Origin of the sequence: Pseudomonas frederiksbergensis, assembly GCF_017114915.1 — a bacterium.
GTDB classification, from domain to species: Bacteria; Pseudomonadota; Gammaproteobacteria; order Pseudomonadales; family Pseudomonadaceae; genus Aquipseudomonas; species Aquipseudomonas frederiksbergensis_I.
Genome location: NZ_JAAUOE010000003.1, coordinates 40,156 through 62,426 on the forward strand (window position 1 = coordinate 40,156; position 22,271 = coordinate 62,426).

Annotated in this window: 21 protein-coding genes; 11 read left to right on the top strand and 10 right to left on the bottom strand. The window is 61.4% G+C overall.

Features of this window, described 5'->3' with window-relative positions; genetic code table 11:
* Positions 1–53: 53 nt before the first annotated feature.
* The 3 genes from HCU66_RS03120 to HCU66_RS03130 all read left to right on the top strand — a co-directional run bounded on the left by HCU66_RS03120 (position 54) and on the right by HCU66_RS03130 (position 2,797).
* Positions 54–656 carry a porin family protein gene (locus HCU66_RS03120; RefSeq protein WP_205887113.1) on the top strand — a complete coding sequence of 201 codons (603 nt, stop codon included), beginning with the start codon at positions 54–56 and terminating at the stop codon, positions 654–656.
* A gap of 120 nt (positions 657–776) precedes the next feature.
* The gene (locus HCU66_RS03125) at positions 777–1,454 is read left to right on the top strand and encodes a response regulator transcription factor (protein WP_205887114.1); all 678 of its coding nucleotides are present in this window, start codon (positions 777–779) and stop codon (positions 1,452–1,454) included.
* On the top strand, positions 1,451–2,797 hold the full coding sequence (locus HCU66_RS03130; protein ID WP_205887115.1) for an ATP-binding protein: 1,347 nt from the start codon (positions 1,451–1,453) through the stop codon (positions 2,795–2,797). The genes HCU66_RS03125 and HCU66_RS03130 overlap by 4 nt, the downstream gene beginning before the upstream one ends.
* A 136-nt stretch (positions 2,798–2,933) precedes the next feature.
* On the opposite strand, the gene HCU66_RS03135 is transcribed toward HCU66_RS03130, so the two are convergent.
* Positions 2,934–3,947: an AraC family transcriptional regulator gene (locus tag HCU66_RS03135; protein WP_205887116.1), complete on the bottom strand. Its 1,014-nt coding sequence runs from the start codon at positions 3,945–3,947 to the stop codon at positions 2,934–2,936.
* 341 nt (positions 3,948–4,288) lie between these two features.
* On the opposite strand from HCU66_RS03135, the gene HCU66_RS03140 reads away from it, so the two are divergent.
* Together HCU66_RS03140 and HCU66_RS03145 are read left to right on the top strand one after the other, a co-directional pair.
* A complete protein-coding gene (locus tag HCU66_RS03140) occupies positions 4,289–5,617 on the top strand; it encodes a dicarboxylate/amino acid:cation symporter (RefSeq protein WP_205887117.1) in 1,329 nt (442 codons plus the stop codon).
* A 147-nt stretch (positions 5,618–5,764) separates the two neighbouring features.
* A complete protein-coding gene (locus tag HCU66_RS03145) occupies positions 5,765–6,946 on the top strand; it encodes a CaiB/BaiF CoA transferase family protein (RefSeq protein ID WP_205887118.1) in 1,182 nt (393 codons plus the stop codon).
* Between the two features lie 111 nt (positions 6,947–7,057).
* Here the strand turns inward: HCU66_RS03145 and HCU66_RS03150 are convergent, their stop codons facing one another.
* Positions 7,058–7,552, bottom strand: coding sequence for a SprT family zinc-dependent metalloprotease (locus HCU66_RS03150; RefSeq protein WP_205887119.1), 495 nt, complete (start codon positions 7,550–7,552; stop codon positions 7,058–7,060).
* 148 nt (positions 7,553–7,700) lie between these two features.
* A complete protein-coding gene (locus tag HCU66_RS03155) occupies positions 7,701–8,303 on the bottom strand; it encodes a Yip1 family protein (RefSeq protein ID WP_205887120.1) in 603 nt (200 codons plus the stop codon).
* Positions 8,304–8,615: 312 nt separating this feature from the next.
* On the opposite strand from HCU66_RS03155, the gene ttcA reads away from it, so the two are divergent.
* Together ttcA and HCU66_RS03165 are read left to right on the top strand one after the other, a co-directional pair.
* Positions 8,616–9,440 (top strand): tRNA 2-thiocytidine(32) synthetase TtcA, encoded by an 825-nt coding sequence (ttcA, locus tag HCU66_RS03160; RefSeq protein WP_205887121.1) that lies wholly within the window; start codon positions 8,616–8,618, stop codon positions 9,438–9,440.
* Positions 9,441–9,507: 67 nt separating this feature from the next.
* Positions 9,508–10,182: a DNA-3-methyladenine glycosylase I gene (locus tag HCU66_RS03165; protein ID WP_205887122.1), complete on the top strand. Its 675-nt coding sequence runs from the start codon at positions 9,508–9,510 to the stop codon at positions 10,180–10,182.
* Between the two features lie 50 nt (positions 10,183–10,232).
* On the opposite strand, the gene HCU66_RS03170 is transcribed toward HCU66_RS03165, so the two are convergent.
* Genes HCU66_RS03170 through arsC form a run of 3 tightly spaced genes read right to left on the bottom strand, consistent with a single transcriptional unit; the run spans position 10,233 to position 11,607 of the window.
* Positions 10,233–10,658 (bottom strand): DUF2069 domain-containing protein, encoded by a 426-nt coding sequence (locus HCU66_RS03170; RefSeq protein ID WP_205887123.1) that lies wholly within the window; start codon positions 10,656–10,658, stop codon positions 10,233–10,235.
* Positions 10,659–10,660: 2 nt separating this feature from the next.
* Positions 10,661–11,257, bottom strand: a complete 597-nt coding sequence (wrbA, locus tag HCU66_RS03175) for an NAD(P)H:quinone oxidoreductase (protein ID WP_205887124.1) — start codon at positions 11,255–11,257, stop codon at positions 10,661–10,663.
* On the bottom strand, positions 11,254–11,607 hold the full coding sequence (gene arsC, locus HCU66_RS03180; RefSeq protein ID WP_205887125.1) for an arsenate reductase (glutaredoxin): 354 nt from the start codon (positions 11,605–11,607) through the stop codon (positions 11,254–11,256). Before arsC ends, wrbA begins: the two co-directional genes overlap by 4 nt.
* A 114-nt stretch (positions 11,608–11,721) precedes the next feature.
* Between arsC and HCU66_RS03185 the strand changes: the two genes are divergently transcribed.
* Complete coding sequence (locus HCU66_RS03185; RefSeq protein WP_205887126.1) at positions 11,722–12,189, top strand: TlpA family protein disulfide reductase; 468 nt, start codon at positions 11,722–11,724, stop codon at positions 12,187–12,189.
* 121 nt (positions 12,190–12,310) lie between these two features.
* Here HCU66_RS03185 and HCU66_RS03190 read toward each other — a convergent pair whose 3' ends face one another.
* The 4 genes from HCU66_RS03190 to HCU66_RS03205 all read right to left on the bottom strand — a co-directional run bounded on the left by HCU66_RS03190 (position 12,311) and on the right by HCU66_RS03205 (position 17,173).
* A complete protein-coding gene (locus tag HCU66_RS03190; RefSeq protein WP_205887127.1) occupies positions 12,311–12,715 on the bottom strand; it encodes an META domain-containing protein in 405 nt (134 codons plus the stop codon).
* Positions 12,715–13,149 (bottom strand): hypothetical protein, encoded by a 435-nt coding sequence (locus HCU66_RS03195; RefSeq protein ID WP_205887128.1) that lies wholly within the window; start codon positions 13,147–13,149, stop codon positions 12,715–12,717. The genes HCU66_RS03190 and HCU66_RS03195 overlap by 1 nt, the downstream gene beginning before the upstream one ends.
* Positions 13,150–13,226: 77 nt before the next feature.
* Entirely contained in the window at positions 13,227–14,219 is a 993-nt protein-coding gene (locus HCU66_RS03200; protein WP_205887129.1) for a 2-hydroxyacid dehydrogenase, read from the bottom strand.
* A gap of 203 nt (positions 14,220–14,422) precedes the next feature.
* Positions 14,423–17,173, bottom strand: a complete 2,751-nt coding sequence (locus HCU66_RS03205; RefSeq protein ID WP_205887130.1) for a response regulator — start codon at positions 17,171–17,173, stop codon at positions 14,423–14,425.
* A gap of 367 nt (positions 17,174–17,540) precedes the next feature.
* Here HCU66_RS03205 and cysM point away from each other — a divergent pair, with 367 nt between their 5' ends.
* The 3 genes from cysM (at position 17,541) to relA (ending at position 22,160) form a co-directional block, all read left to right on the top strand.
* Complete coding sequence (cysM, locus tag HCU66_RS03210; protein ID WP_205887131.1) at positions 17,541–18,443, top strand: cysteine synthase CysM; 903 nt, start codon at positions 17,541–17,543, stop codon at positions 18,441–18,443.
* Positions 18,443–19,828, top strand: coding sequence for a 23S rRNA (uracil(1939)-C(5))-methyltransferase RlmD (rlmD, locus tag HCU66_RS03215; protein ID WP_205887132.1), 1,386 nt, complete (start codon positions 18,443–18,445; stop codon positions 19,826–19,828). The genes cysM and rlmD overlap by 1 nt, the downstream gene beginning before the upstream one ends.
* An 88-nt stretch (positions 19,829–19,916) precedes the next feature.
* Entirely contained in the window at positions 19,917–22,160 is a 2,244-nt protein-coding gene (gene relA / locus HCU66_RS03220; protein WP_205887133.1) for a GTP diphosphokinase, read from the top strand.
* The last annotated feature ends 111 nt before the right edge of the window (positions 22,161–22,271 follow it).

The following is a 22,271-nucleotide window of genomic DNA, read 5'->3' on the forward strand; positions in this document are numbered from 1 at the left end:
CAGTAACCTTGCCCCGTACCCGAAAAGCACATAGCGCATGAGGCAATTCCCCAATGACTACCTTCAAAAAACTGCTGCTGGCTTTCACCGTGATGGGGGCCAGTGTTGCCGCCCACGCCGACACCACCCATTTCGCCGGCCTGACGTTTGGCCAGACCAGCGACAAGGTTAAAAAGTCCAACGCCCTGAACGACAACCTCAATCACCCGAACGCCGACGGTGTGATCGACAAGGACAACACCTGGGGCCTGCGTGTGGGTCAGCAAAACAGCCAGGGCCGCTACTACGCCACTTACGACAACGTGTCGGGCTCGCACAACGGCATTAAACTGCGTCAGGAAAACCTGCTGGGCAGCTACGATCTGTTCTACCCGGTGGGTGGCAGCACCCAACTGTTCGGCGGTGCCACGGCCGGTTTGACCAAACTGAGCCAGAACTCACCGGGCTTCAGCCATGACAGCGACATCGGCTATGCCTTGGGCGGGCAGTTCGGTGTATTGCAGCAGGTTTCGCAAAACACCTCGGTCGAGCTGGGTTACCGTTACCTGCGCAGCAACGCCAGCACCGAGATGAGCGAGCGCGGCGGCAGTAAACAGGGGTCGCTGGACTTGACCAGCAGCGCCCAGACCTACCTGTCTGCCAACTACGCTTTTTAATGTAGGGGCGAGCTTGCCCGCGAAAGCGGTGTGTCAGGCAATATCAATGTTGACTGTACCGCCGTCTTCGCGGGCAAGCCCGCTCCTACACGGATTTCGTGATTTGCCCCGGAGAGCCCTATGAAATTGCTGGTCGTCGAAGATGAAGCGCTGTTGCGCCATCACCTGCAAACCCGTTTGACGGACAGCGGCCATGTGGTCGAGTCGGTGGCCAACGCCATCGATGCGTTGCATCAGGCCGGGCAGTTCAACCATGACCTGGCGGTGATCGACCTCGGTCTGCCGGGCATGGGTGGGCTCGACCTGATTCGTCAACTGCGCTCCCAGGGCAAGACGTTTCCGATCCTGATCCTCACCGCGCGCGGCAACTGGCAGGACAAGGTCGAAGGCCTCGCCGCCGGGGCCGACGACTACGTGGTCAAGCCGTTCCAGTTCGAAGAGCTGGACGCCCGGCTCAATGCCTTGCTGCGCCGCTCCAGCGGTTTCACCCAGTCGACCATCGTCGCCGGTCCCTTGCTGCTGGACCTCAACCGCAAACAGGCGTCCCTCGATGACCAGCCGCTGGCGCTGACCGCCTACGAATACCGGATCCTCGAATACCTGATGCGCCATCACCAGCAAGTGGTGGCCAAGGACCGCTTGATGGAGCAGCTCTACCCGGATGACGACGAGCGCGATCCGAATGTGATCGAGGTGCTGGTCGGCCGCCTGCGGCGCAAACTCGAAGGCCCGGCCGGGTTCAAGCCGATCGACACCGTGCGTGGCCTCGGCTACCTGTTCAATGAGCGCTGCACTTGATTCGTTCCCTTCGTGTCCGCTTGATGCTCGCCGCCACCATCCTGGCGGTGTTGTTCATGCTGGCGTTGCTGCCGGCGATGCAGGGCGCGTTCAGCTTGGCGTTGCAGGACTCCATCGAGCAGCGCCTGGCGTCGGACGTCACCACGCTGATCTCCGCTGCCCGGGTGGATAACAACCGCTTGCAGATGCCGGCGCAGTTGCCCGATGAGCGCTTCAACCTCAGCGACAGCCGTTTGCTCGGCTACATCTATGATCGCGAAGGTCATCTGGTCTGGCGCTCGAAGGCCACCCAGGAAGAGAACATCAACTACAAACCGCGTTACGACGGACGCGGTAACGAGTTCGCGCGGATTCGCCAGGCCAGTGGCGATGAATTCTTCGTCTATGACGTCGAGGTCAAACTGCTGGGCGGCAAAAGCGCGGCGTTCAGCATCGTCGCGCTGCAACCGGTGCGCGAATACGAAACCACCCTCGAAGGCCTGCGGGAAAATCTCTATCTGGGATTTGGCGCAGCCCTGCTGGTGTTGCTCGCCTTGCTGTGGATCGGTCTGACCTGGGGTTTGCAGGCGTTGCGTCGGCTGAGCCAGGAGCTGGACCAGATCGAAAGCGGCACCCGCGAAAGCCTCAGCGAACAACACCCGCGCGAACTGCTGCGCCTGACCGGCTCGCTCAACCGCTTGCTGCACAGCGAACGTGAACAGCGCAGCCGTTATCGCGACTCCCTCGACGACCTGGCCCATAGCCTGAAAACCCCGCTGGCGGTGTTGCAAGGGGTCAGCGAAGACATGGCGCAAAAGCCGCAAGAGCGCGATCAGGCCTGGGTGCTGCAAACCCAGATTGAACGCATGAGCCAGCAAATCAGCTATCAACTGCAACGGGCCAGCCTGCGCAAAAGCGGCCTGGTGCGTCATCAGGTACGCCTGCGGCCAGTGCTGCAAAGCCTCTGCGACACCCTGGACAAGGTCTACCGCGACAAATCCGTGCGGGTTGCGTTCGATTTGCCGGATCAGTGCTACGTGCCGATCGAGCAGGGCGCCTTGCTGGAAATGATGGGCAACCTGCTGGAAAACGCCTATCGCCTGTGCCTCGGCGAAGTGCGCATCAGCGTGCGCGAAACCCTCAGCGGGACTGAGTTGTGTGTCGAGGATGATGGGCCGGGTGTGCCACCGGACCAACGCGCGCGGATTCTTGAGCGTGGCGAGCGGCTCGATCGCCAGCATCCGGGGCAGGGGATTGGCTTGGCGGTGGTCAAGGACATCATTGAGAGTTACAGCGCCAGGCTGACGCTCGGAGATTCGCCGATGGGCGGGGCGGCGTTCAGGATTCATTTTCCGGTGGTTTGACCCTGGGTGACGATCGTTCCCACGCTCTGCGTGGGAATGCAGCCCGGGACGCTCCGCGTCCCACCTTCTAAAGCCGAACGCAGAGCGTCCGTTGAGGCATTCCCACGCAGAGCGTGGGAACGATCATCGATCGGTTTTAAAGCTCCTGCGCCCGATAGGCCCCCGGCGTCAACCCCGTCCACTTCTTGAACGCCCGATGAAACGCCGAAGGCTCGGAAAATCCCAACTGCTCGGCAATCTGTTGCAACGACAGATCCGCACGCCCCAGGTGATAAATCGCGATGTCCCGCCGCAACTGGTCCTTCAACTCCTGAAAACTCGTGCCTTCTTCGCGCAAATGCCGGCGCAAGGTTTGCGGGCTGATGTGCAGGTGCGCGGCCACGGCTTCCAGGTCCGGCCAGCGCGCGCTGTCGCGGCTGAGCAGGCGCCGCAGCTGGCTGCTCAGGCTGTCGCCTTCGTCGGGGCGCGATAGCAGGTCGGCGGGGGAGCGCTCGAGAAAGTGCTTGAGGGTTCGCTCGTCCTGCAACAGCGGCATGTTCAGGTAGCGACTGTGAAACAGCAGGCTGCTCTGAGCGCAAGTGCTCTTTGTTGTGGAAAAGCCCAGCGGACAGGAAAACAGCAAATCGTATTCGGCGCCGTGTTCGGGCCTCGGGTAGCTGAACGTGGCCTGCTCCAGACGAATGCGCTGGCCGATCAGCCAACTGCCGAACCGATGCCAGATCACCAGCAGGCTTTCGCTGAGGAAATGGTCCGGGTCCCACAGCGGCGCATCGTCCAGGCTCAGGCGAATCAGGTCGCCTTCGCGGCTCAGGGTCAGGCGCGGTGCTCCGGGGAACAGGCTGTAAAACAGCAAGCCGCGATTGAGCGCTTTCTCCAGATTGCGGCAGTGGATCACCGCGTGGCACATCATGGCGAAACTGCCGGGTTTGCTCGGCGCCTGCCCGAAGCCCAGGTATTCGTCGTCCAGGGCCAGCCATAGCCCCTGGATCAATCGGGTGAATTGTTCAGGCGCGATTCGCGCCCGGGGCTCTTCCAGCAACTCGGGGCTGATCCCCAGTTGCTGCAGCAGGCTCGAGTAGTCATACCCGCGCCGACGCGCGCCACCGAGGGCGGCACGGGCGAAATGGCTGGCGATGGTGCGTTCACGCATAGAGGGCAGGTCCGTCCACTGAGCAATGGATGGTAGCGGTGCCTGTCGAGGATGAACAAGGCGGATATCCGCCAAATTGCAGGACGAGGTTTGGCGGATGGGCGGAAATCCGCCACCTCGTTGTAACCGGCCGGTGACGAAAAAAAACCTGCAACCCTTGATGTCACAAGGTTGGCAGGCTTTTTAGTGAATGTGGCACGGGCCCTGCAATACAAGCCGCAGAGGTCTGCCGTCAGGGCAGCTCGACAAAACAAATCCCTCCAGTGCAGGAGGGTTCGCAAATGAGGTGTCAGGGACAACAGATGGATGTTGTTACTGGGGCACTCTTGAGGAACTTTGCAATGACGACTCGTCAGCCGCTGTATAAATCCCTGTACTTCCAGGTGATCGTTGCCATCGCTATCGGCATCCTGCTCGGTCACTTCTACCCGCAGACCGGTGTAGCCCTCAAGCCGCTGGGTGACGGGTTCATCAAACTGATCAAAATGGTCATCGCTCCGATCATCTTCTGTACCGTCGTCAGTGGTATCGCCGGCATGCAGAACATGAAGTCGGTCGGCAAGACCGGCGGTTATGCGCTGCTGTACTTCGAAATCGTCTCCACCATTGCCCTGCTGATTGGTCTGGTCGTGGTCAACGTCGTGCAACCGGGCGTCGGCATGCACATCGATGTATCGACCCTGGACACCAGCAAAATCGCTGGCTTCATCTCGGCCGGTAAAGACCAGAGCATCATCGGCTTTATCCTCAACGTGATCCCTAACACCATCGTCGGTGCTTTCGCCAACGGCGACATCCTGCAAGTGCTGATGTTCTCGGTGATCTTCGGTTTCGCCCTGCATCGCCTGGGTGCCTACGGCAAGCCGGTGTTGGACTTCATCGATCGTTTCGCCCATGTGATGTTCAACATCATCAACATGATCATGAAGCTGGCGCCAGTCGGTGCCTTCGGTGCGATGGCCTTCACCATCGGTGCCTACGGTGTCGGTTCGCTGGTGCAACTCGGTCAGCTGATGATCTGCTTCTACATCACCTGCATCCTGTTCGTGGTCGTTGTACTGGGCGCGATCTGCCGCGCACACGGCTTCAGCGTGCTGAAACTGGTTCGCTACATCCGTGAAGAGCTGCTGATCGTACTGGGTACTTCCTCTTCGGAATCCGCCCTGCCACGCATGCTGATCAAGATGGAACGCCTGGGTGCGCAGAAATCGGTTGTGGGTCTGGTGATTCCGACCGGCTACTCGTTCAACCTGGACGGTACTTCGATCTACCTGACCATGGCCGCTGTGTTCATCGCTCAGGCAACCGACACCCCGATGGATCTCACTCACCAGATCACCTTGCTGCTGGTGCTGCTGCTGTCTTCCAAAGGTGCGGCCGGTGTGACCGGCAGTGGCTTCATCGTGCTGGCGGCCACCCTGTCGGCTGTAGGTACTCTGCCGGTGGCCGGTCTGGCGCTGATCCTGGGTATCGACCGCTTCATGTCCGAAGCCCGCGCCCTGACCAACCTGGTGGGCAACGCCGTGGCCACCCTCGTGGTTGCCAAGTGGGTCAAAGAGCTGGACGAAGACACCCTGCAGACCGAGCTGGCTTCCGGCGGTCGCGGTATCTCCGACGATCGTGAAGTGGACGACCTGGGTGTGGCCGAAGGCCCAGCCAGCGTCAAGTAAACGCCCCCGCTGCACTGAGAAAACCCGCTTCGGCGGGTTTTTTCATGGCCGGGATTTGAGCGCAAAGGTCACCGCCGCAGGCAGATAAGGTGATTGCTGCAATGTCCGGGGCTGCCTAGGCTTGGGGGATTGCACTGGAGAACGCTCATGCTCGGTCCACTGGCATCACTCAAGGTTCTGGATTTCTCGACATTGTTGCCGGGGCCGTTCGCCTCGTTGCTGCTGGCGGACATGGGCGCCGAGGTGCTGCGCATCGAATCGCCGACTCGCATGGACCTGCTGCGGGTGTTGCCGCCCCACGATCAAGGCGTGTCGGCCAGCCACGCGTATCTCAATCGCAACAAACGCAGCCTGGCGCTGGACCTCAAACAGCCCGAGGCGCTGGAGGTGATCAAGTCGTTACTACAGGACTACGACATCGTGCTGGAGCAGTTCCGTCCCGGCGTGATGGAGCGGCTGGGCCTTGGGTATGAAGCCTTGAAAGCGATCAACCCGCGGCTGATTTATGTGTCGATCACCGGCTACGGCCAGACCGGCCCTTACAAGGACCGCGCCGGCCATGACATCAACTACCTGGCGCTGGCCGGGCTTTCGAGCTACACCGGCCGGGCCGACAGCGGACCGTTGCCATTGGGTGTGCAGGTGGCGGACATCGCGGGCGGCTCGTTGCACGGGGTGATCGGGTTGTTGGCGGCGGTGATTGCGCGGCAGCAGACCGGGCAGGGGCAGCATCTGGATGTGAGCATGACCGACTGCGCCTTCAGCCTGAACGCCATGGCCGGTGCCGGGTATCTGGCCTGTGGCGTGGAGCCGGGCAGGGAAGAGCAGATGCTCAATGGTGGCAGTTTCTATGACTACTACCGCTCGCGCGATGGACGCTGGTTGTCGGTGGGCAGTCTGGAGCCGGTGTTCATGCAGCAACTGTGCACGGCGCTGGGCCGGCCGGAACTGGCGGCCCAAGGGTTGGCGCCCGAACCGGCCCGGCAACAGGCACTCAAGGAAGCGTTGAAGGTTGAATTCGAGAAACATGACTTTGCCCGGTTGTGTGAGCTGTTTGCCGGGGTCGATGCGTGTGTTGAGCCGGTGTTGAGTCTGGGCGAAGCGCTTCGGCACCCGCAGTTGCAGGCACGGGAATTGGTGGCGCAGGTACCTCGGGGCGATGGGACGGCTCAGGCGCAGATGGCTTGTCCCTTGAAGTTCTCGGCAGGGTTGCCTGAACCTCGGCACGTTGGCGTCCGGCTGGGGCAGCATACAGATCAGGTGTTGAGGGAGCTGGGGTTTAGTGCTGAGCGGATCGAAGAGTTGCGTATGGCGAAAGTAGTGAGTTGATTGATCGTTCCCATGCTCCGCGTGGGAATGCCGCCATGGACGCTCCGCGTCCACTGTGACGCAGAGCGTCACGGGATGCATTCCCACGCGGAGCGTGGGAACGATCATGGGTTATTCGACCCGCATCTCCCCACTGAACACCAACGTACTGCGGCAGCGCCGGCACAAATACCGTCGCCCTTGGCGCACCAGGCTATGTCGCTGGGCTGAAAACGGGAAATCGCTGTCGGCGCACGGGCATTTGTAGATGTAGCGGGTCACGCTGCGGCGTTTGACGTCATAGGTGTGGCAGCGGTTGGGCGGCAGTTCGTAAACACCGCGCATGATCAGTTGCCACTCTTCACCGTGAGGCTGGATGCGGTCACCGAACAGTTGATGAGCGATCAGGTGCGCGACTTCATGCGCCACGGTCTGCTTGAGGAAGTCTTCGGTGTTTTCCCGGTACAGCTGCGGATTGAAACGCAGCAGGTTCTCGTGCAAATGCGCGACACCGGCTTTTTGCCCCCGCAGCTTGAGGCTCACCACGGGGCGTTTGAAAGATCGTTTAAAAAAGGATTCGGCTTGCAGGAAACAGTCTTCGACGCGGGTATTGAGTTGCTCGGGCATGCTTGATGGATCTCCAAGGATGTCGAGTATGCCGCAACCCCGCAGGCTTGCGAATCGCTCAGGCGCTGAATGGTCGTTGCTCGCATTAGAAGGCCGCCTTGCGGCGGCCTGTATTGCGGATCGTGTTTTTTATCCGAGTGGTCAGTGGTCAGTTGGTATAGACGGGTCCCACGCCCAGGCCCCAGACAATCACGGTGAACGCCATGATGGCCACCAGCACCACCAGTCCAACGGCGAGCACCGAGCTCGAAAACAGGAATCCCTCGTCCGATGGAATGTTCATGAAGGTCGGCAGGCCCACATATAGTAGGTACACCGTGTAACAGACGGCCGCAGTGCCGACGATCATCCCCAGCCACAAGTGCGGGTACAGCGCCGCCAGGCCGCCGATGAACAGTGGGGTGGCGGTGTACGTGGCGAATGCGATACAGCGTGCCAGGCTCGGGTTGGCGTCATAGGTGCGGGCCATCCAGTGGATGAACGCGCCCATCACCGCGACACCGCCGAGCATCGCCAGGTACGACATGATGGTCATCCATAGCGCGCTTTCCATGGTCAGCATGACCGGCGCTCGATTACCGATGACCCAGCCGACTTGCGTAGTGCCAATAAACGCCGATACGGCGGGGATCGCCGCCAGAATCAGGGTGTGCGTCAGGTACATGTGGCTGATGCTTTCTTCCTGGTCGCCACGGATTTCTTTCCATTCCTGGTCAGGGTGGGTGAAGAGCCCCACTACGTGATGGATCATGCCAGTCACTCCTCTTGTTGTTGCCATCGCCCCCCAGCGGAGCGCTTACGGGCCAAAGTGGCCAAGTAAGAACAGGTCTGAATAAGCGTGCGACCTTATGTCGCAGTATAGAAAGGAGTTACTGGCAATAGTGCAGGGGGCTTAGAGCAAATCGCGCTGTAAAACACACCGTTAATCGCGCAAATGCATTGGGAACCTGATCTTCGGCGGTGCTGAAATGGCTGAAGATCGCAGATCCGTCAGGGTGCTTCGCCCTCGACGGGTTTTTGCGTAAAATGCCGGCCTTTCGTCACACCTCACGGATTTCGCGTCATGGGCACTCTTACGGTCAACCAGAACAAACTGCAAAAGCGCCTTCGCCGCCAGGCCGGTGAGGCTGTCGCCGATTTCAACATGATTGAAGACGGCGACAAGGTCATGGTCTGCCTGTCCGGTGGCAAGGACAGCTACACCATGCTCGACGTGCTGATGCATTTGCAGAAGGTCGCCCCGATCAAGTTCGAGATCGTCGCCGTGAACATGGACCAGAAGCAGCCAGGCTTTCCCGAGCACGTGCTGCCGGCGTACCTGAAAGAACTGGGCATCGAGTACCACATCGTTGAGAAAGACACCTACTCGGTGGTCAAGGAGCTGATTCCGGAAGGCAAGACCACTTGCTCGCTGTGCTCGCGCCTGCGTCGCGGCACGCTCTACACCTTTGCCGATGAGATCGGCGCGACCAAAATGGCCCTTGGTCACCACCGCGACGACATCGTCGAGACGTTCTTCCTGAACATGTTCTTCAACGGCTCGCTCAAGGCCATGCCGCCAAAACTGCGCGCCGACGACGGGCGCAACGTGGTGATCCGCCCGCTGGCCTACTGCAACGAAAAAGACATCCAGGCCTACTCCGACCTCAAGCAATTCCCGATCATTCCGTGCAACCTTTGCGGCTCCCAGGAAAACCTGCAACGCCAGGTGGTTAAAGAGATGCTGCAGGAGTGGGAGCGCAAGACGCCGGGCCGTACCGAGAGCATTTTCCGCAGCTTGCAGAACGTTATTCCGTCGCAATTGGCGGACCGCAACCTGTTCGATTTCACCAACCTCAAGATCGACGAAACCGCCGCTTCGCGGTTCGTCAATGTGGTGAACCTCTGACGGTTCAAATAACTCAGACACACGGCGCTCGCGGGCGCCGTTTTCATTTCATCCCATAGGAGAGGGCATGCGCGATTACAAGTGGCTGCACGAATACTGTCTGAACCGCTTCGGTTCGGCGGCTGAACTGGAAGCCCATCTGCCGGTTCCCAAGACCCCGGCGCAATTGCGCAAGATCAGCGACGACCGCTACCTCTCAACCATGGCATTGCGGGTGTTTCGTGCCGGGCTCAAGCACAGCCTGGTGGATGCCAAGTGGCCGGCGTTCGAAGAGGTGTTCTTCCAGTTCGACCCGGAAAAAGTCGTGCTGATGAGCGCCGAGCATCTGGAGCGCTTGATGCAGGATACGCGGATCATCCGCCACCTGGGCAAGCTCAAGAGCGTACCGCGCAACGCACAGTTCATTCTGGACGTGGCCCATGAGAAGGGCAGCTTTGGCGCGTTGCTCGCTGACTGGCCGGTGACCGATATCGTCGGTTTGTGGACCTACCTGAAAAAACACGGCCATCAGTTGGGCGGCTTATCGGCGCCGCGCTTCTTGCGAATGGTCGGCAAGGACACCTTCGTGCCGAGCTACGACGTGGTGGCGGCGCTGAATGCGCAGCAGATCGTCGACAAGGTGCCGAGCAGTTTGCGGGACCTGGCCACGGTGCAGAATGCGTTCAACCAGTGGCATGAAGAGAGCGGTGGACGGCCGATGAGCCAGATTTCGATGATGCTCGCGTACACAGTCAATCACTGACGAAGATGATCGTTCCCATGCTCCGCGTGGGAACGATCACTGTGGGGCTATCAGGCGGCGGAGGTCTGGCCTTCGCCCGCCAACTTGCGGTTCAACTGATACCGCCACCGTACATACAGCAACGCCGAGCAGAACACCGCCAGGCTCGCGCCCATCTCCAGCAAGCCGAACAGCTGCCGGTTCGGGTCATACGCGGCCAGTGCGCCTTTGATGAAATACAGGTTCACCACAAAACACATCCACGAATGCCCACGGGCGCTGCCGACGATCATCCCCGGCGCCAGCAACAGCAGGGGCACCAGTTCGATCAGCAGAATCACCCATGGCCGAGCGCCGTGCAGGTCGGCGAACATCAGGTAATAGGCACAGAGCAGTCCCGCCAGGCCGAAAAAGCACAGCAGGCTGATGACGCGCATCGCCCGTACTCGCGGTTCGAGCCATTCGATGGCGGGCAGGATTTTTGGCTTCTTGGCCACCCTCAGCCCTCCAGTTTCTGTGCAGTCTTGGCCAGACGCATACCCAGTGCGCGGCACAGCGCCACTTCGTGCTCGTCCAGGCCACTTTTACCATCGGCCCCTGCGTGATGGCTGGCGCCATAAGGCGTGCCGCCGCCCTGGGTTTCCAGCAGCGCTGACTCGCTGTAAGGCAGGCCGGTGATGAGCATGCCGTGGTGCAGCAACGGCAGCATCATCGACAGCAGCGTGGTTTCCTGGCCGCCGTGCAGGCTTGCGGTCGAGGTGAAGACCCCAGCCGGTTTGCCCACCAGGGCGCCGGTGAGCCACAGGTTGCTGGTGCCGTCGAGGAAATACTTGAGCGGCGCGGCCATGTTGCCGAAGCGGGTCGGGCTGCCCAGGGCCAGGCCGGCGCAGTTCTTCAAATCATCGAGGCTGGCGTACAGCGCGCCTTCATCGGGAATGTCCGGCGCCACGGCTTCGCATTCGCTGGAGATCGCCGGCACCGTGCGCAACCGGGCTTCAAGGCCGGCCTGTTCGACGCCACGGGCAATCTGCCGGGCCATTTCATTGGTCGAGCCGCTGCGGCTGTAATACAGCACCAGAATATATGGCGCGCTCACGGCAACAACTCCAGTACCTTCTCCGGCGGACGGCCGATGATGGCTTTGTCGCCGATTTCGAGAATCGGTCGCTCCATGAGTTTCGGGTTTGCAGCGATGGCGGCGATCAATTGCGCCTCGCTCAGGCTGCTGTCGGCCAGGTTGAGGGCTTTGTATTCGTCCTCGCCGGTGCGCAGCAATTGCCGGGCGCTGATGCCGAGTTTGCTCAGCAGGCTCTGGATTTGCGCGGCGTCCAGCGGGGTTTCCAGGTAGCGGACTACCGTTGGCGTCAGGCCACGGGCTTCGAGCAGTTCGAGCGCACCGCGGGATTTCGAGCAGCGCGGGTTGTGATAAAGCGTCAGATCGGTCATGGGCGGGTCGCTTATTGCGTAAAGTGGCGGCTATTCTAACTGTGCGGCGCGTAATCCAGAACCTTGGGAGGCGATGGGTCGCAGGTGCATTCCATTTTTGACAAGGATTGAGACATGACAAGGCGACTGGCAGCGGCATTGGCGATCATGGGGACGTTATTGCTGGGGGGCTGCGGCAATGACTATGGCATCGACCAGAATGGTCGCAAAGTCGCCGCCGAGCGTCTGGATAAACAATGGCTGGTGCTCAATTACTGGGCCGAATGGTGTGGCCCGTGCCGCACCGAGATCCCGCAATTGAATGCCCTGGCCGAGCAGCTCAAGGGCAAGAAAATCGGTGTATTCGGAGTCAACTTCGACAATGTGCAAGGCGAAGAGCTGAAAAGCGCCAGCGAGAAACTGGGGATCGCGTTCACTGTGCTGGCCCAGGACCCGGCCGACCTTTTCGAACTGCCGCGCAGTGAAGCGCTGCCGGTGACTTACATCATCGATGACAAGGGCAAGGTGCGGGAACAGTTGATGGGCGAACAGACGGCGGCGGGGGTAATGGCGAAGCTTGAGGCGTTGCAGGCGGTCAACTGATCCGCTGATCGTTCCCACGCTCTGCGTGGGAATGCCGCCCGGGACGCTCCGCGTCCCTGTGACGCAGAGCGTCACTGGATGCATTCCCACGCAGAGCGCGGGAACGATCGGGGCGGGAAGCTCAACCCTCTTCAAGCCACCAGCGCAACGGCTTGCCCTCGGCCGGCCAGAAGCGCATCTGGTCGATCGGCGAGACGTCCCAACGCTGGACGTTTTCCAGTGCTTGCAGAAAGCGTTTTTCCTGCTCCATCAACGCCGGCGCGCAGAGTTTGCGGGTGCTGCCGATCTTGCCGAAGCTCAGCTTTTCGCCTTCCAGGGCATACGGCGCGAACCAGTGGTTGCAGCCGCCGTTGCCGTAGGCCCGACCGTCGTCACCGAGGGTGATGGTCAGGTGGCTGTAATCCATCAGTGGACGTTCGCCGATCCACTCCAGGATGTAACTGCGGTTCTGTTGCAACTTCACCGGCTCGGCGGCGCAGCCCAGCAGGCTGGCGCCAACCATCGCGGTCAGAGCAAGGCGTTTCATCACGCAGGCTCCCGGCATTTCGGGCACAGGTGTTTCTCGCCGACAGCGGTCCAGCCCAGTTCGGCAATCCGCGCGGTGGCGGCTGGTTTTTCGGCCTTGCTGCCCAGCTTGGCGTCGACCGCGAACTCGAAGTTCAGCTCTTTGGCGCAGCTGTCGCAGTTGACTTGCCAGGTGTGGATCGCCAATTCGCCGAACACCGGACCACTGGCCACCGCGACCCATTGGCCGGGCGGGTTGATCAGGTGGCGAACGGTTTCGACGGTCAGGCGCATGGACAAGTCCTTGCTGCCTTTGAGGGTCACTACCAGCACGTCGTTATTACGAATCGAGCCGCCGTTGCCGGTGACTTGATAACGCCCCGGCACCAGGGCGCGGCATTCTGTGAGGGTGTGTTGCGGGTTCATCAGGCTGTAGCGGAAATCGTGTTCGACCATGGGTCCTCCAAATATGCGCGATATGCTAGCACGGGCATGAACGCAGCATGGCGCGGGCTGGTGACCTTCGATCAGGTTCAACCGCCCTCGACCTGATTCTGAGGCAACCCGGCCGCCCAGGCTGCGATGTTCTGCAACGTGGTCGCGGCAATCGCGCCCAGGGCTTCGCGGGTCAGGAAGGCCTGGTGCGCGGTGACGATCACGTTCGGAAAGGTCAGCAGGCGCGCCAGCACATCGTCCTGCAGCGGCAGGTCGGAGCGGTCCTCGAAGAACAGCTGCGCTTCTTCTTCATAGACATCCAGCCCCAGATAGCCCAATTGGCCATTTTTCAACGCATCGATCAGCGCCGGCGTGTCCACCAGACCGCCGCGCCCGGTGTTGATCAGCATCGCGCCGGGCTGCATGTGCGCCAGTGACTCGCGGTTGATCAAATGTTTGCTCTGCTCGTTGAGCGGGCAATGCAGGCTGATGATCTGCGACTCGGCCAGCAGTTGCGGCAAGCTCAGGTAGCGCGCGCCGAGAGCTTCGACTTGCGGGTTCGGATAGGGGTCATAGGCCAGCAGCCGGCAGCCGAAGCCGTTCATGATTTTTGCGAAGGTCGCGCCAATCTGCCCGGTGCCGACCACGCCGACGGTCTTGCCCACCAGATCGAAACCGGTCAGCCCATGCAGGCTGAAATCGCCCTCGCGGGTACGGTTGTAGGCGCGGTGCAGGCGGCGGTTGAGCGCCAGGATCAGCGCCACCGCATGTTCGGCCACGGCGTGGGGCGAGTAGGCCGGAACCCGCACAACCGCCAGCCCCAAGCGCTTGGCCACTGTCAGGTCGACATGGTTGTAACCGGCCGAACGCAGGGCGATCAGCCGTGTACCGCCTGCCGCCAGGCGTTCGAGCACCGGGGCGCTGAGGTCATCATTGATGAAGGCGCAGACCACCTCGTGATGCTCGGCCAGCGTCGCGGTGTCGAGGCTCAGTCGCGCTGGCTGGAAATGCAGCTCGATGCCGGCGGGCAGGTCGGCGGCGAGAAAACTGTCGCGGTCGTAAGTCTGACTGCTGAAAAGAATCGTGCGCATGCTGTCCTCCTGGAAATCTCAAACCCCGTAGCAGCTGCCGAAGGCTGCGTTCGGCGGCGAAGCCGTCGTAAAACCTGCATCCGCGGTTTACCTGAAAGACCGCAGTGCCTGATTTCACGACGGCTGCGCCGCCGGACGCAGCCTTCGGCAGCTGCTACAGGATTGAGCTTAGCCTTCAGGGCGCTCGGCGTTATTGCGCTGCATCAGGCATTGATGCGTGCCTGGGCTGCCAGGCGATTGATGGCTCGCTCGAGTTCTTCCAGCGCGCCGCTGGCTTTGGGGTCCTGTTGCTTGAGCAGGGTTTCGCTGCGCTGGCAGGCGGCACGCAGTTGCGGGACGCCGCAATAACGGGTGGCGCCATGCAGGCGATGGACCCGCTCGATCAGGGCATTCTGGTCGCTGGCTTCACGGGCCACGCGGATGGCCTCGCGGTCGGCTTCCAGGGACGCCAGCAACATGGCCAGCATGTCCGCCGCCAGATCGGCCTTGCCGGCCGCCAGGCGCAGGCCTTCATCGTGATCGAGTACCTGCAGCTCATGACTGCCGTTGCTTTCGCTGGAGCGTTCCGGCCCCAGGTTGCGCAGCGCCAGGCCGGTCCATTTCAACACCACCTGCGCCAGTTGCCGTTCGCTGATGGGTTTGGTCAGGTAGTCGTCCATGCCGCTTTGCAGCAACGCGCGTTTTTCATTGGCCATCGCGTGGGCGGTGAGGGCAACGACCGGCAGTGGCGTGCAATGGCGCTCGCTTTCCCACTGGCGAATCGCTTCGGTGCTTTGGCGCCCATCCATGCCGGGCATCTGCACGTCCATCAGCACCAGGTCGAAGGTCTCGTTCTGCACGGCCTTGATCGCGGCGTAACCGCTTTCCACCGCGAGCACCTTGGCGCCCATGTCTTCGAGCAGGGTTTGCACCAGCAGCAGATTGGCCGGGTTGTCGTCGACACAAAGGACTTTCGGCGCACGGCTGGAGACCGGTTCGGCGGGGTCGCTGCGTTGCTGGCGCGGATTGACCAGATCGGACAGGGCCCGACGCAGCTTGCGGGTGCAGGCCGGTTTGGACTGGAGCTGGCTGTGGGGGTTGGGCACCGAGAGGTGGAACAGCGTCAGTTCAGTGGTCGGGCACAGCACCAACACTCGGCAGCCCAGGTGTTCAAGGTCCCAGATATGCTGGTTGAGGCGCTCCGGCGGCATGTCGTTGCTGGTGATGCCGAGCACTGCCAGACCGATCGCCTGATCGGTCTGATGGGCGCCGGTCACGCCATTGGCCAGGCTTTCCAGGGTATTGAACGGCGTGACGGCCAGGCCGCAATCCTCCAGTTGATGCTGTAAGGCCTGACGGGCCAGTTCATGGTTTTCCAGCACCGCCACCCGTTGCCCGAGCAGCGGTGGGCCGGGCAGGTCTTCGGCGTCGTCGCGGGTTTTGGGCAGGCTCAGGCTGATCCAGAATTCCGAGCCTTCGCCCGGTGTGCTTTCGACGCCGATTTCGCCGCCCATTTGTTCGATCAGGCGTTTGGAAATCACCAGCCCAAGGCCCGTGCCGCCGGGTTGCCGGGACAACGAGTTATCCGCCTGGCTGAAGGCCTGGAACAAGGCGCGCACGTCCTGATTCGACAGACCGATGCCGGTGTCCTGAATGCTGATGCGCAGTTGCACGCTGTCTTCATGCTCTTCTTCAAGCATTGCCCGGGCGACGATGGTGCCTTCGCGGGTGAACTTGATCGCGTTGCTCACAAGGTTGGTGAGAATCTGCTTGAGTCGCAGCGGATCGCCCACCAGCGACAGTGGCGTATCGCGATAAACCAGGCTCACCAGCTCAAGCTCTTTGGCGTGGGCGGCCGGGGCGAGGATGTTCAAGGTGTCTTGCAGCAGGTCGCGCAGGTTGAACGGAATATGGTCGAGCACCAGTTTGCCGGCCTCGATTTTCGAGAAGTCGAGAATCTCGTTGATGATCCCCAGCAAGCTGTCGGCGGACTTTTCGATGGTGCCCAGGTAGTCGAGCTGGCGCGGTGTCAGTTCGCTTTTTTGCAGCAAATGCGTGAAACCGAGAATGCCGTTAAGCGGTGTGCGGATTTCATGGCTCATGTTGGCCAGGAACTCGGATTTGATCCGGCTCGCTTCCAGGGCTTCCTTGCGCGCCAGGTCCAGCTCGATGTTCTGGATCTCGATGGTTTCCAGGTTCTGGCGCACGTCTTCGGTGGCCTGGTCGACGCTGTTTTGCAATTCTTCCTGTGCGTTCTGCAGGGTCCCGGCCATTCGGTTGATGCCGGACGCCAGTTCATCCAGTTCCTGGCTGCCGAGGGGCGGCAGGCGGGTTTCCAGATGGCCGTCCTTGAGTTGTGCCACGGCTTGTTGGATCTGGCTCAACGGCCGGTTGATGGTCCGGCCCATACGCAACGCCAGCAGCGCCGCACCGGCCAGCCCCCCGCCGATCAGCAGCAGGCTGGCGAACAGACTGCGGTAACCGCGCAGCAACATGCCATTATGGGACAGCTCGAGTTCGACCCAGCCCAGCAGGCGGTCGGCTTCATCGGGGATCAGGTCGCCGGCCAGGTTGCGGTGTTTGCCGAACACCGGCAGCAGATAACGCGTGGCGTCATTGCCACTGCGGCGCAGCAGCTGTGAACCGTTGCCCAGGGGCGCCTGATTGAGCATGGTCGGGCCGGCATGGGCCAGCGTCGTGCGGTCGGGGGCGAGGAAGGTCACCGCGCGCACGTCGGTCTGTTCCAGGGACTGGGTGGCGATGCGCTCCAGCAGGTCGTTGTCTTGGCGACCCATGGCCGGGGCCACCAGCGGCGCCAGCTGTTCGGCGATCATTTCGCCGCGCTGCATGAGTTGGGCTTGCAGGTCCGATTGCTGCGTCCAGGTGAAATAACCGCCCAGGACCAACGCCATCAGGGTGGTCGGCAACAGGGTCAGCAACAGCACGCGGCCTTTAATTCCCAGTTTTTTGAGCACGCATCTCTCCCGCATCCAGCTGTTTATTGACCTGCACATGCGTCCGGCACGCGCCACTTGCGCAGTGTAGCGATTTGCAGGCGGGCATTCTTCGTAAAATTGATGTCGTCATTCGTCGGTCGGTTCCATGCTTTTGGTCCGGGGAGCGAACCTTGGGTTGCCCCTGGCCAGGCAATCCCTTCAACATGGCCGAGTGGCTTTATTGGCTGATGACGCCATCGCGGGCTTGCCCGCGAAGAGGCCCCTCACATCCACCATAAAACCAGCCTTATTCCCATAAGCCATAAGTCCCTTACTTTGCGTGATATGGCCTGCGCACGTTTGCCGGTATGATAGTCGCCCCCGCAGTCTGGATTGCGAATACGCCATGACCTTGCAGTACCCAACCATCGCCGATTGCGTCGGCAACACTCCGCTGGTCCGTTTGCAGCGCCTGCCTGGCGTCACCAGCAACACCCTTTTGCTCAAGCTCGAAGGGAACAACCCGGCGGGTTCGGTCAAGGACCGTCCGGCGCTGTCGATGATCACCCGCGCCGAGTTGCGCGGGCAGATCCACGCCGGCGATACGCTGATCGAAGCGACCTCGGGCAACACCGGGATCGCCCTGGCCATGGCCGCCGCGATCAAGGGTTACAAGATGATCCTGATCATGCCGGACAACTCCAGCGCCGAACGCAAAGCCGCGATGACGGCCTATGGCGCCGAGCTGATTCTGGTCAGCCAGGAAGAAGGCATGGAAGGCGCGCGCGACCTCGCCCAGCGAATGGAAGCCGAAGGCCAGGGCAAGGTATTGGACCAGTTTGCCAACTTCGACAATCCCGAGGCGCACTACACCACCACCGGCCCGGAAATCTGGCGTCAGACCCAGGGCACCATCACCCATTTCGTCAGCTCGATGGGCACCACCGGCACCATCATGGGCGTCTCGCGCTACCTCAAGGAACAGAACGACAACGTGCAGATCATCGGCCTGCAACCGATGGAAGGCTCGGCGATTCCGGGCATCCGTCGCTGGCCGCAGGAATATCTGCCGAAGATCTACCAGGTCGATCGCGTGGACCGGATCGTCGACATGGCGCAAAGCGAAGCCGAAGACGTGACCCGTCGTCTGGCCCGCGAAGAAGGCATCTTCTGCGGCGTGTCCTCGGGCGGTGCTGTGGCGGCGATGCTGCGTCTGTCCAAAGAAGTTGAAAATGCGGTGATCGTCGCGATCATCTGCGACCGTGGCGACCGTTACCTGTCGACCGGCATTTTCGACGCGCCCAACTGATGGCCAAACACGAGAGAGGCCTGCGCTTCCAGCCCACGGGCGGCAGCAAGGCCCCGCAAGTCCCGACCGGTAAAAAGCAGCGCTTGACCATCGAGCGCCTGGCCAATGATGGTCGCGGTATCGCGTTTTTTGAAGGTCGCACCTGGTTCGTCATCGGCGCATTGGCCGGTGAAGAGGTCGAGGCTCGGGTCTTGGGTGCCCACGGCAAAGTGGTCGAGGCACGTACCGAGCGGGTGTTCAAGACCAGTGAACTGCGCCGCCCGGCGCCGTGCGCCCATGCCGGCCGCTGCGGTGGTTGCAGCGTGCAGCATCTGCCCCATAACGAACAGCTCGCCCTGAAACAGCGCATGCTCGCCGAGCAATTGTCGCGGGTTGCCGGTGTCGAACCTGATGAGTGGGCAGCGCCGTTGAGCGGTCCGGAGTTCGGTTACCGGCGTCGCGCCCGAGTGGCGGTGCGTTGGGACATGAAAGCGAAAAAACTCGAAGTCGGCTTCCGCGCAGCCGGCAGTCAGGACATCGTCGCCATCGACGAATGCCCGGTGCTGGTACAGCCCTTGCAACCGATCATGACCGGCTTGCCGGACATGCTGCGGCGTTTGAGCAAACCTCAGGCGCTGGGGCATGTGGAGTTGTTCAGCGGTTCGTCATTGGCGGTGTTGCTGCGGCACATGGCGCCGTTGTCCGAAGCTGACATGACGATCCTCAAGGAATTCTGCGCGTTCCATGAGGCCCAGCTGTGGTTGCATGGCAACGGCGATCCGCAACCGGTCGAGGCCGATCAGTCCCTGGGTTATCGCCTTGAGCAGTGGGACTTGAACCTGGCGTATCGACCGGGAGACTTCATCCAGGTCAACGCCGGGGTCAACGAAGCGATGGTCGCCCAGGCATTGGAGTGGTTGGCGCCGAAATCCGATGAGCGGGTTCTGGATCTGTTCTGTGGCTTGGGCAACTTTGCCTTGCCGCTGGCCAAAGCCGTTCGCGAAGTGGTGGCGGTGGAAGGCGTGCAGGCCATGGTCGAGCGGGCCGCTGCGAACGCGGCTAGCAACAATCTGAATAATGCGAAGTTTTTTCAGGCCGATTTATCCCAGCCTTTGGCTGATGCCGAATGGGCCAGTGAAGGCTTTTGTGCGGTACTCTTGGACCCACCTCGCGACGGTGCTTTGGAGGTGGTGCGCAAGCTGGCGTCCCTGGGTGCCGAGCGATTGGTGTATGTGTCGTGCAACCCTGCAACGCTGGCGCGCGACACGGTCGAATTGATCAAGCAGGGCTACCGGTTAAAACGTGCCGGGATTCTCGATATGTTTCCTCAGACGGCGCATGTCGAGGCCATGGCGTTATTTGAAGCGAGCCAGGATGGCTCGTCTGGTCCGACTGACCGTCCGTAACGCCGCGCCCCAGCCCGACGGGGCGTACGGACAATGAAGGTCAGCGATTTGACGCATTGAATCTGCGTCGTAGGGAAGGTAAAGCAAGATGGTACAGGTGAGAGCACACCAGCCGATCAACACAGACGGCAGTATCAATCTCGAGGCTTGGCTCGATCACGCGGTCAGTATCGATACGGCACTGGATCGCGAAGCCTTGAAGGAGGCCTGCGAGTTCGCTCGCGAGGCCGAACAACAAGCCAATGCGGCAAAGAATCTGTGGTCCGAAGGGAACTCGAGTTTCCGCACGGGCCTTGAGATCGCCGAGATTCTCGCCGACCTCAAACTCGATCAGGATTCGTTGGTCGCGGCGGTCTTGTACCGCGGCGTGCGCGAAGGCCAGATCCAGTTGCCGGCAGTCAGCCAGCGCTTCGGCCCGGTGGTGGCCAAACTGATTGACGGCGTGCAACGCATGGCGGCGATCAGCGACAGTCTGAGTCCGCGTAAATCCATGGTGATGGGCACCCAAGGCCAGGTGGAAAACCTGCGCAAGATGCTCGTGGCCATGGTCGACGACGTGCGCGTCGCGCTGATCAAACTGGCTGAACGCACCTGCGCGATCCGTGCGGTGAAAACTGCCGATGACGAGAAGCGCAACCGCGTCGCCCGTGAAGTCTTCGACATCTACGCGCCGCTGGCTCACCGCCTTGGTATCGGTCACATCAAGTGGGAGCTGGAGGACTTGTCCTTCCGTTACCTGGAGCCCGACCAGTACAAGCAGATCGCCAAGTTGCTCCACGAGCGACGGCTGGATCGCGAGCGTTTCATCAGCGATGTGATGACCCAGCTGAAAAACGAATTGCACGCCACGGGCGTTGAGGCCGACATCAGCGGCCGGGCCAAACACATCTATTCGATCTGGCGCAAAATGCAGCGCAAGGGTCTGGAATTCAGCCAGATCTACGACGTGCGCGCCGTTCGCGTGCTGGTGCCGGAAATGCGCGACTGCTACACCGCGCTGGGCATCGTCCACACTTTGTGGCGGCACATCCCGAAAGAGTTCGACGACTACATCGCCAACCCGAAAGAGAACGGCTATCGCTCGCTGCACACCGCGGTGATCGGTCCTGAAGGCAAGGTGCTGGAAGTGCAGATCCGCACCCATGCCATGCACGAAGAAGCCGAGCTGGGTGTTTGCGCGCACTGGCGTTACAAGGGCACCGACGTCAAGTCAGGCTCGAACCACTACGAAGAGAAAATCTCCTGGCTGCGTCAGGTCCTGGAGTGGCACGAAGAGCTGGGCGATATCGGCGGCCTTGCCGAACAGCTGCGGGTCGATATCGAGCCGGACCGGGTCTACATCTTCACCCCGGACGGTCACGCCATCGACTTGCCGAAGGGCGCGACACCGCTGGACTTCGCCTACCGCGTGCACACCGAGATCGGTCACAACTGCCGCGGCGCCAAGATCAACGGGCGCATCGTGCCGCTCAACTACAGCCTGCAAACCGGTGAGCAGGTCGAGATCATCACCAGCAAGCACGGCACCCCGAGCCGCGACTGGCTGAACCCGAACCTGGGTTACGTCACCACTTCGCGGGCGCGGGCCAAGATCGTTCACTGGTTCAAATTGCAGGCCCGCGATCAGAACGTCGCGGCCGGTAAAACCTTGCTCGAGCGCGAACTCAATCGCCTCGGCCTGCCGCAGGTGGATTTCGACAAGCTGGCCGAGAAGGCCAACATGAAGACCGCCGAGGACATGTTCGCCGCCTTGGGCGCGGGCGATTTGCGCCTGGCGCAACTGGTGAACCTGGCGCAGCAACTGGTCGAGCCGGAACGCGGCAACGAACAGCTGGAACTGATCCCGCGCAAAGCCACCGGCTACAAACCGGGCAAGCGCGGCGACATCCAGATCCAGGGCGTCGGCAACCTGATGACCCAGATGGCCGGCTGCTGCCAGCCGTTGCCGGGGGACGCCATCGTCGGTTACATCACCCAGGGCCGTGGCGTGAGCATTCACCGTCAGGACTGCGCCTCGGTGCTGCAACTGGCCGGGCGCGAGCCGGAGCGGATCATCCAGGTCAGCTGGGGTCCGGTGCCGGTGCTCACCTATCCGGTGGACATCATCATCCGCGCCTACGACCGCTCCGGTCTGCTGCGTGACGTGTCGCAGGTACTGCTCAACGAGCGGATCAACGTGCTGGCGGTCAACACCCGCTCGAATAAAGAGGACAACACCGCTTTGATGTCCCTGACCATCGAGATTCCGGGGCTGGATGCGCTGGGGCGGTTGCTGGGGCGGATTTCCCAGTTGCCGAACATCATCGAAACCCGCCGTAACCGCACGCCGTGAGAAACCTTCACGGAAATTGATGGTGAGATTTGTAGGAGCGAGGCTTGCCCGCGAAGGCGGTGTGTCAGGCACGACGCCTTCGCGGGCAAGCCTCGCTCCTGCAAGTGATGT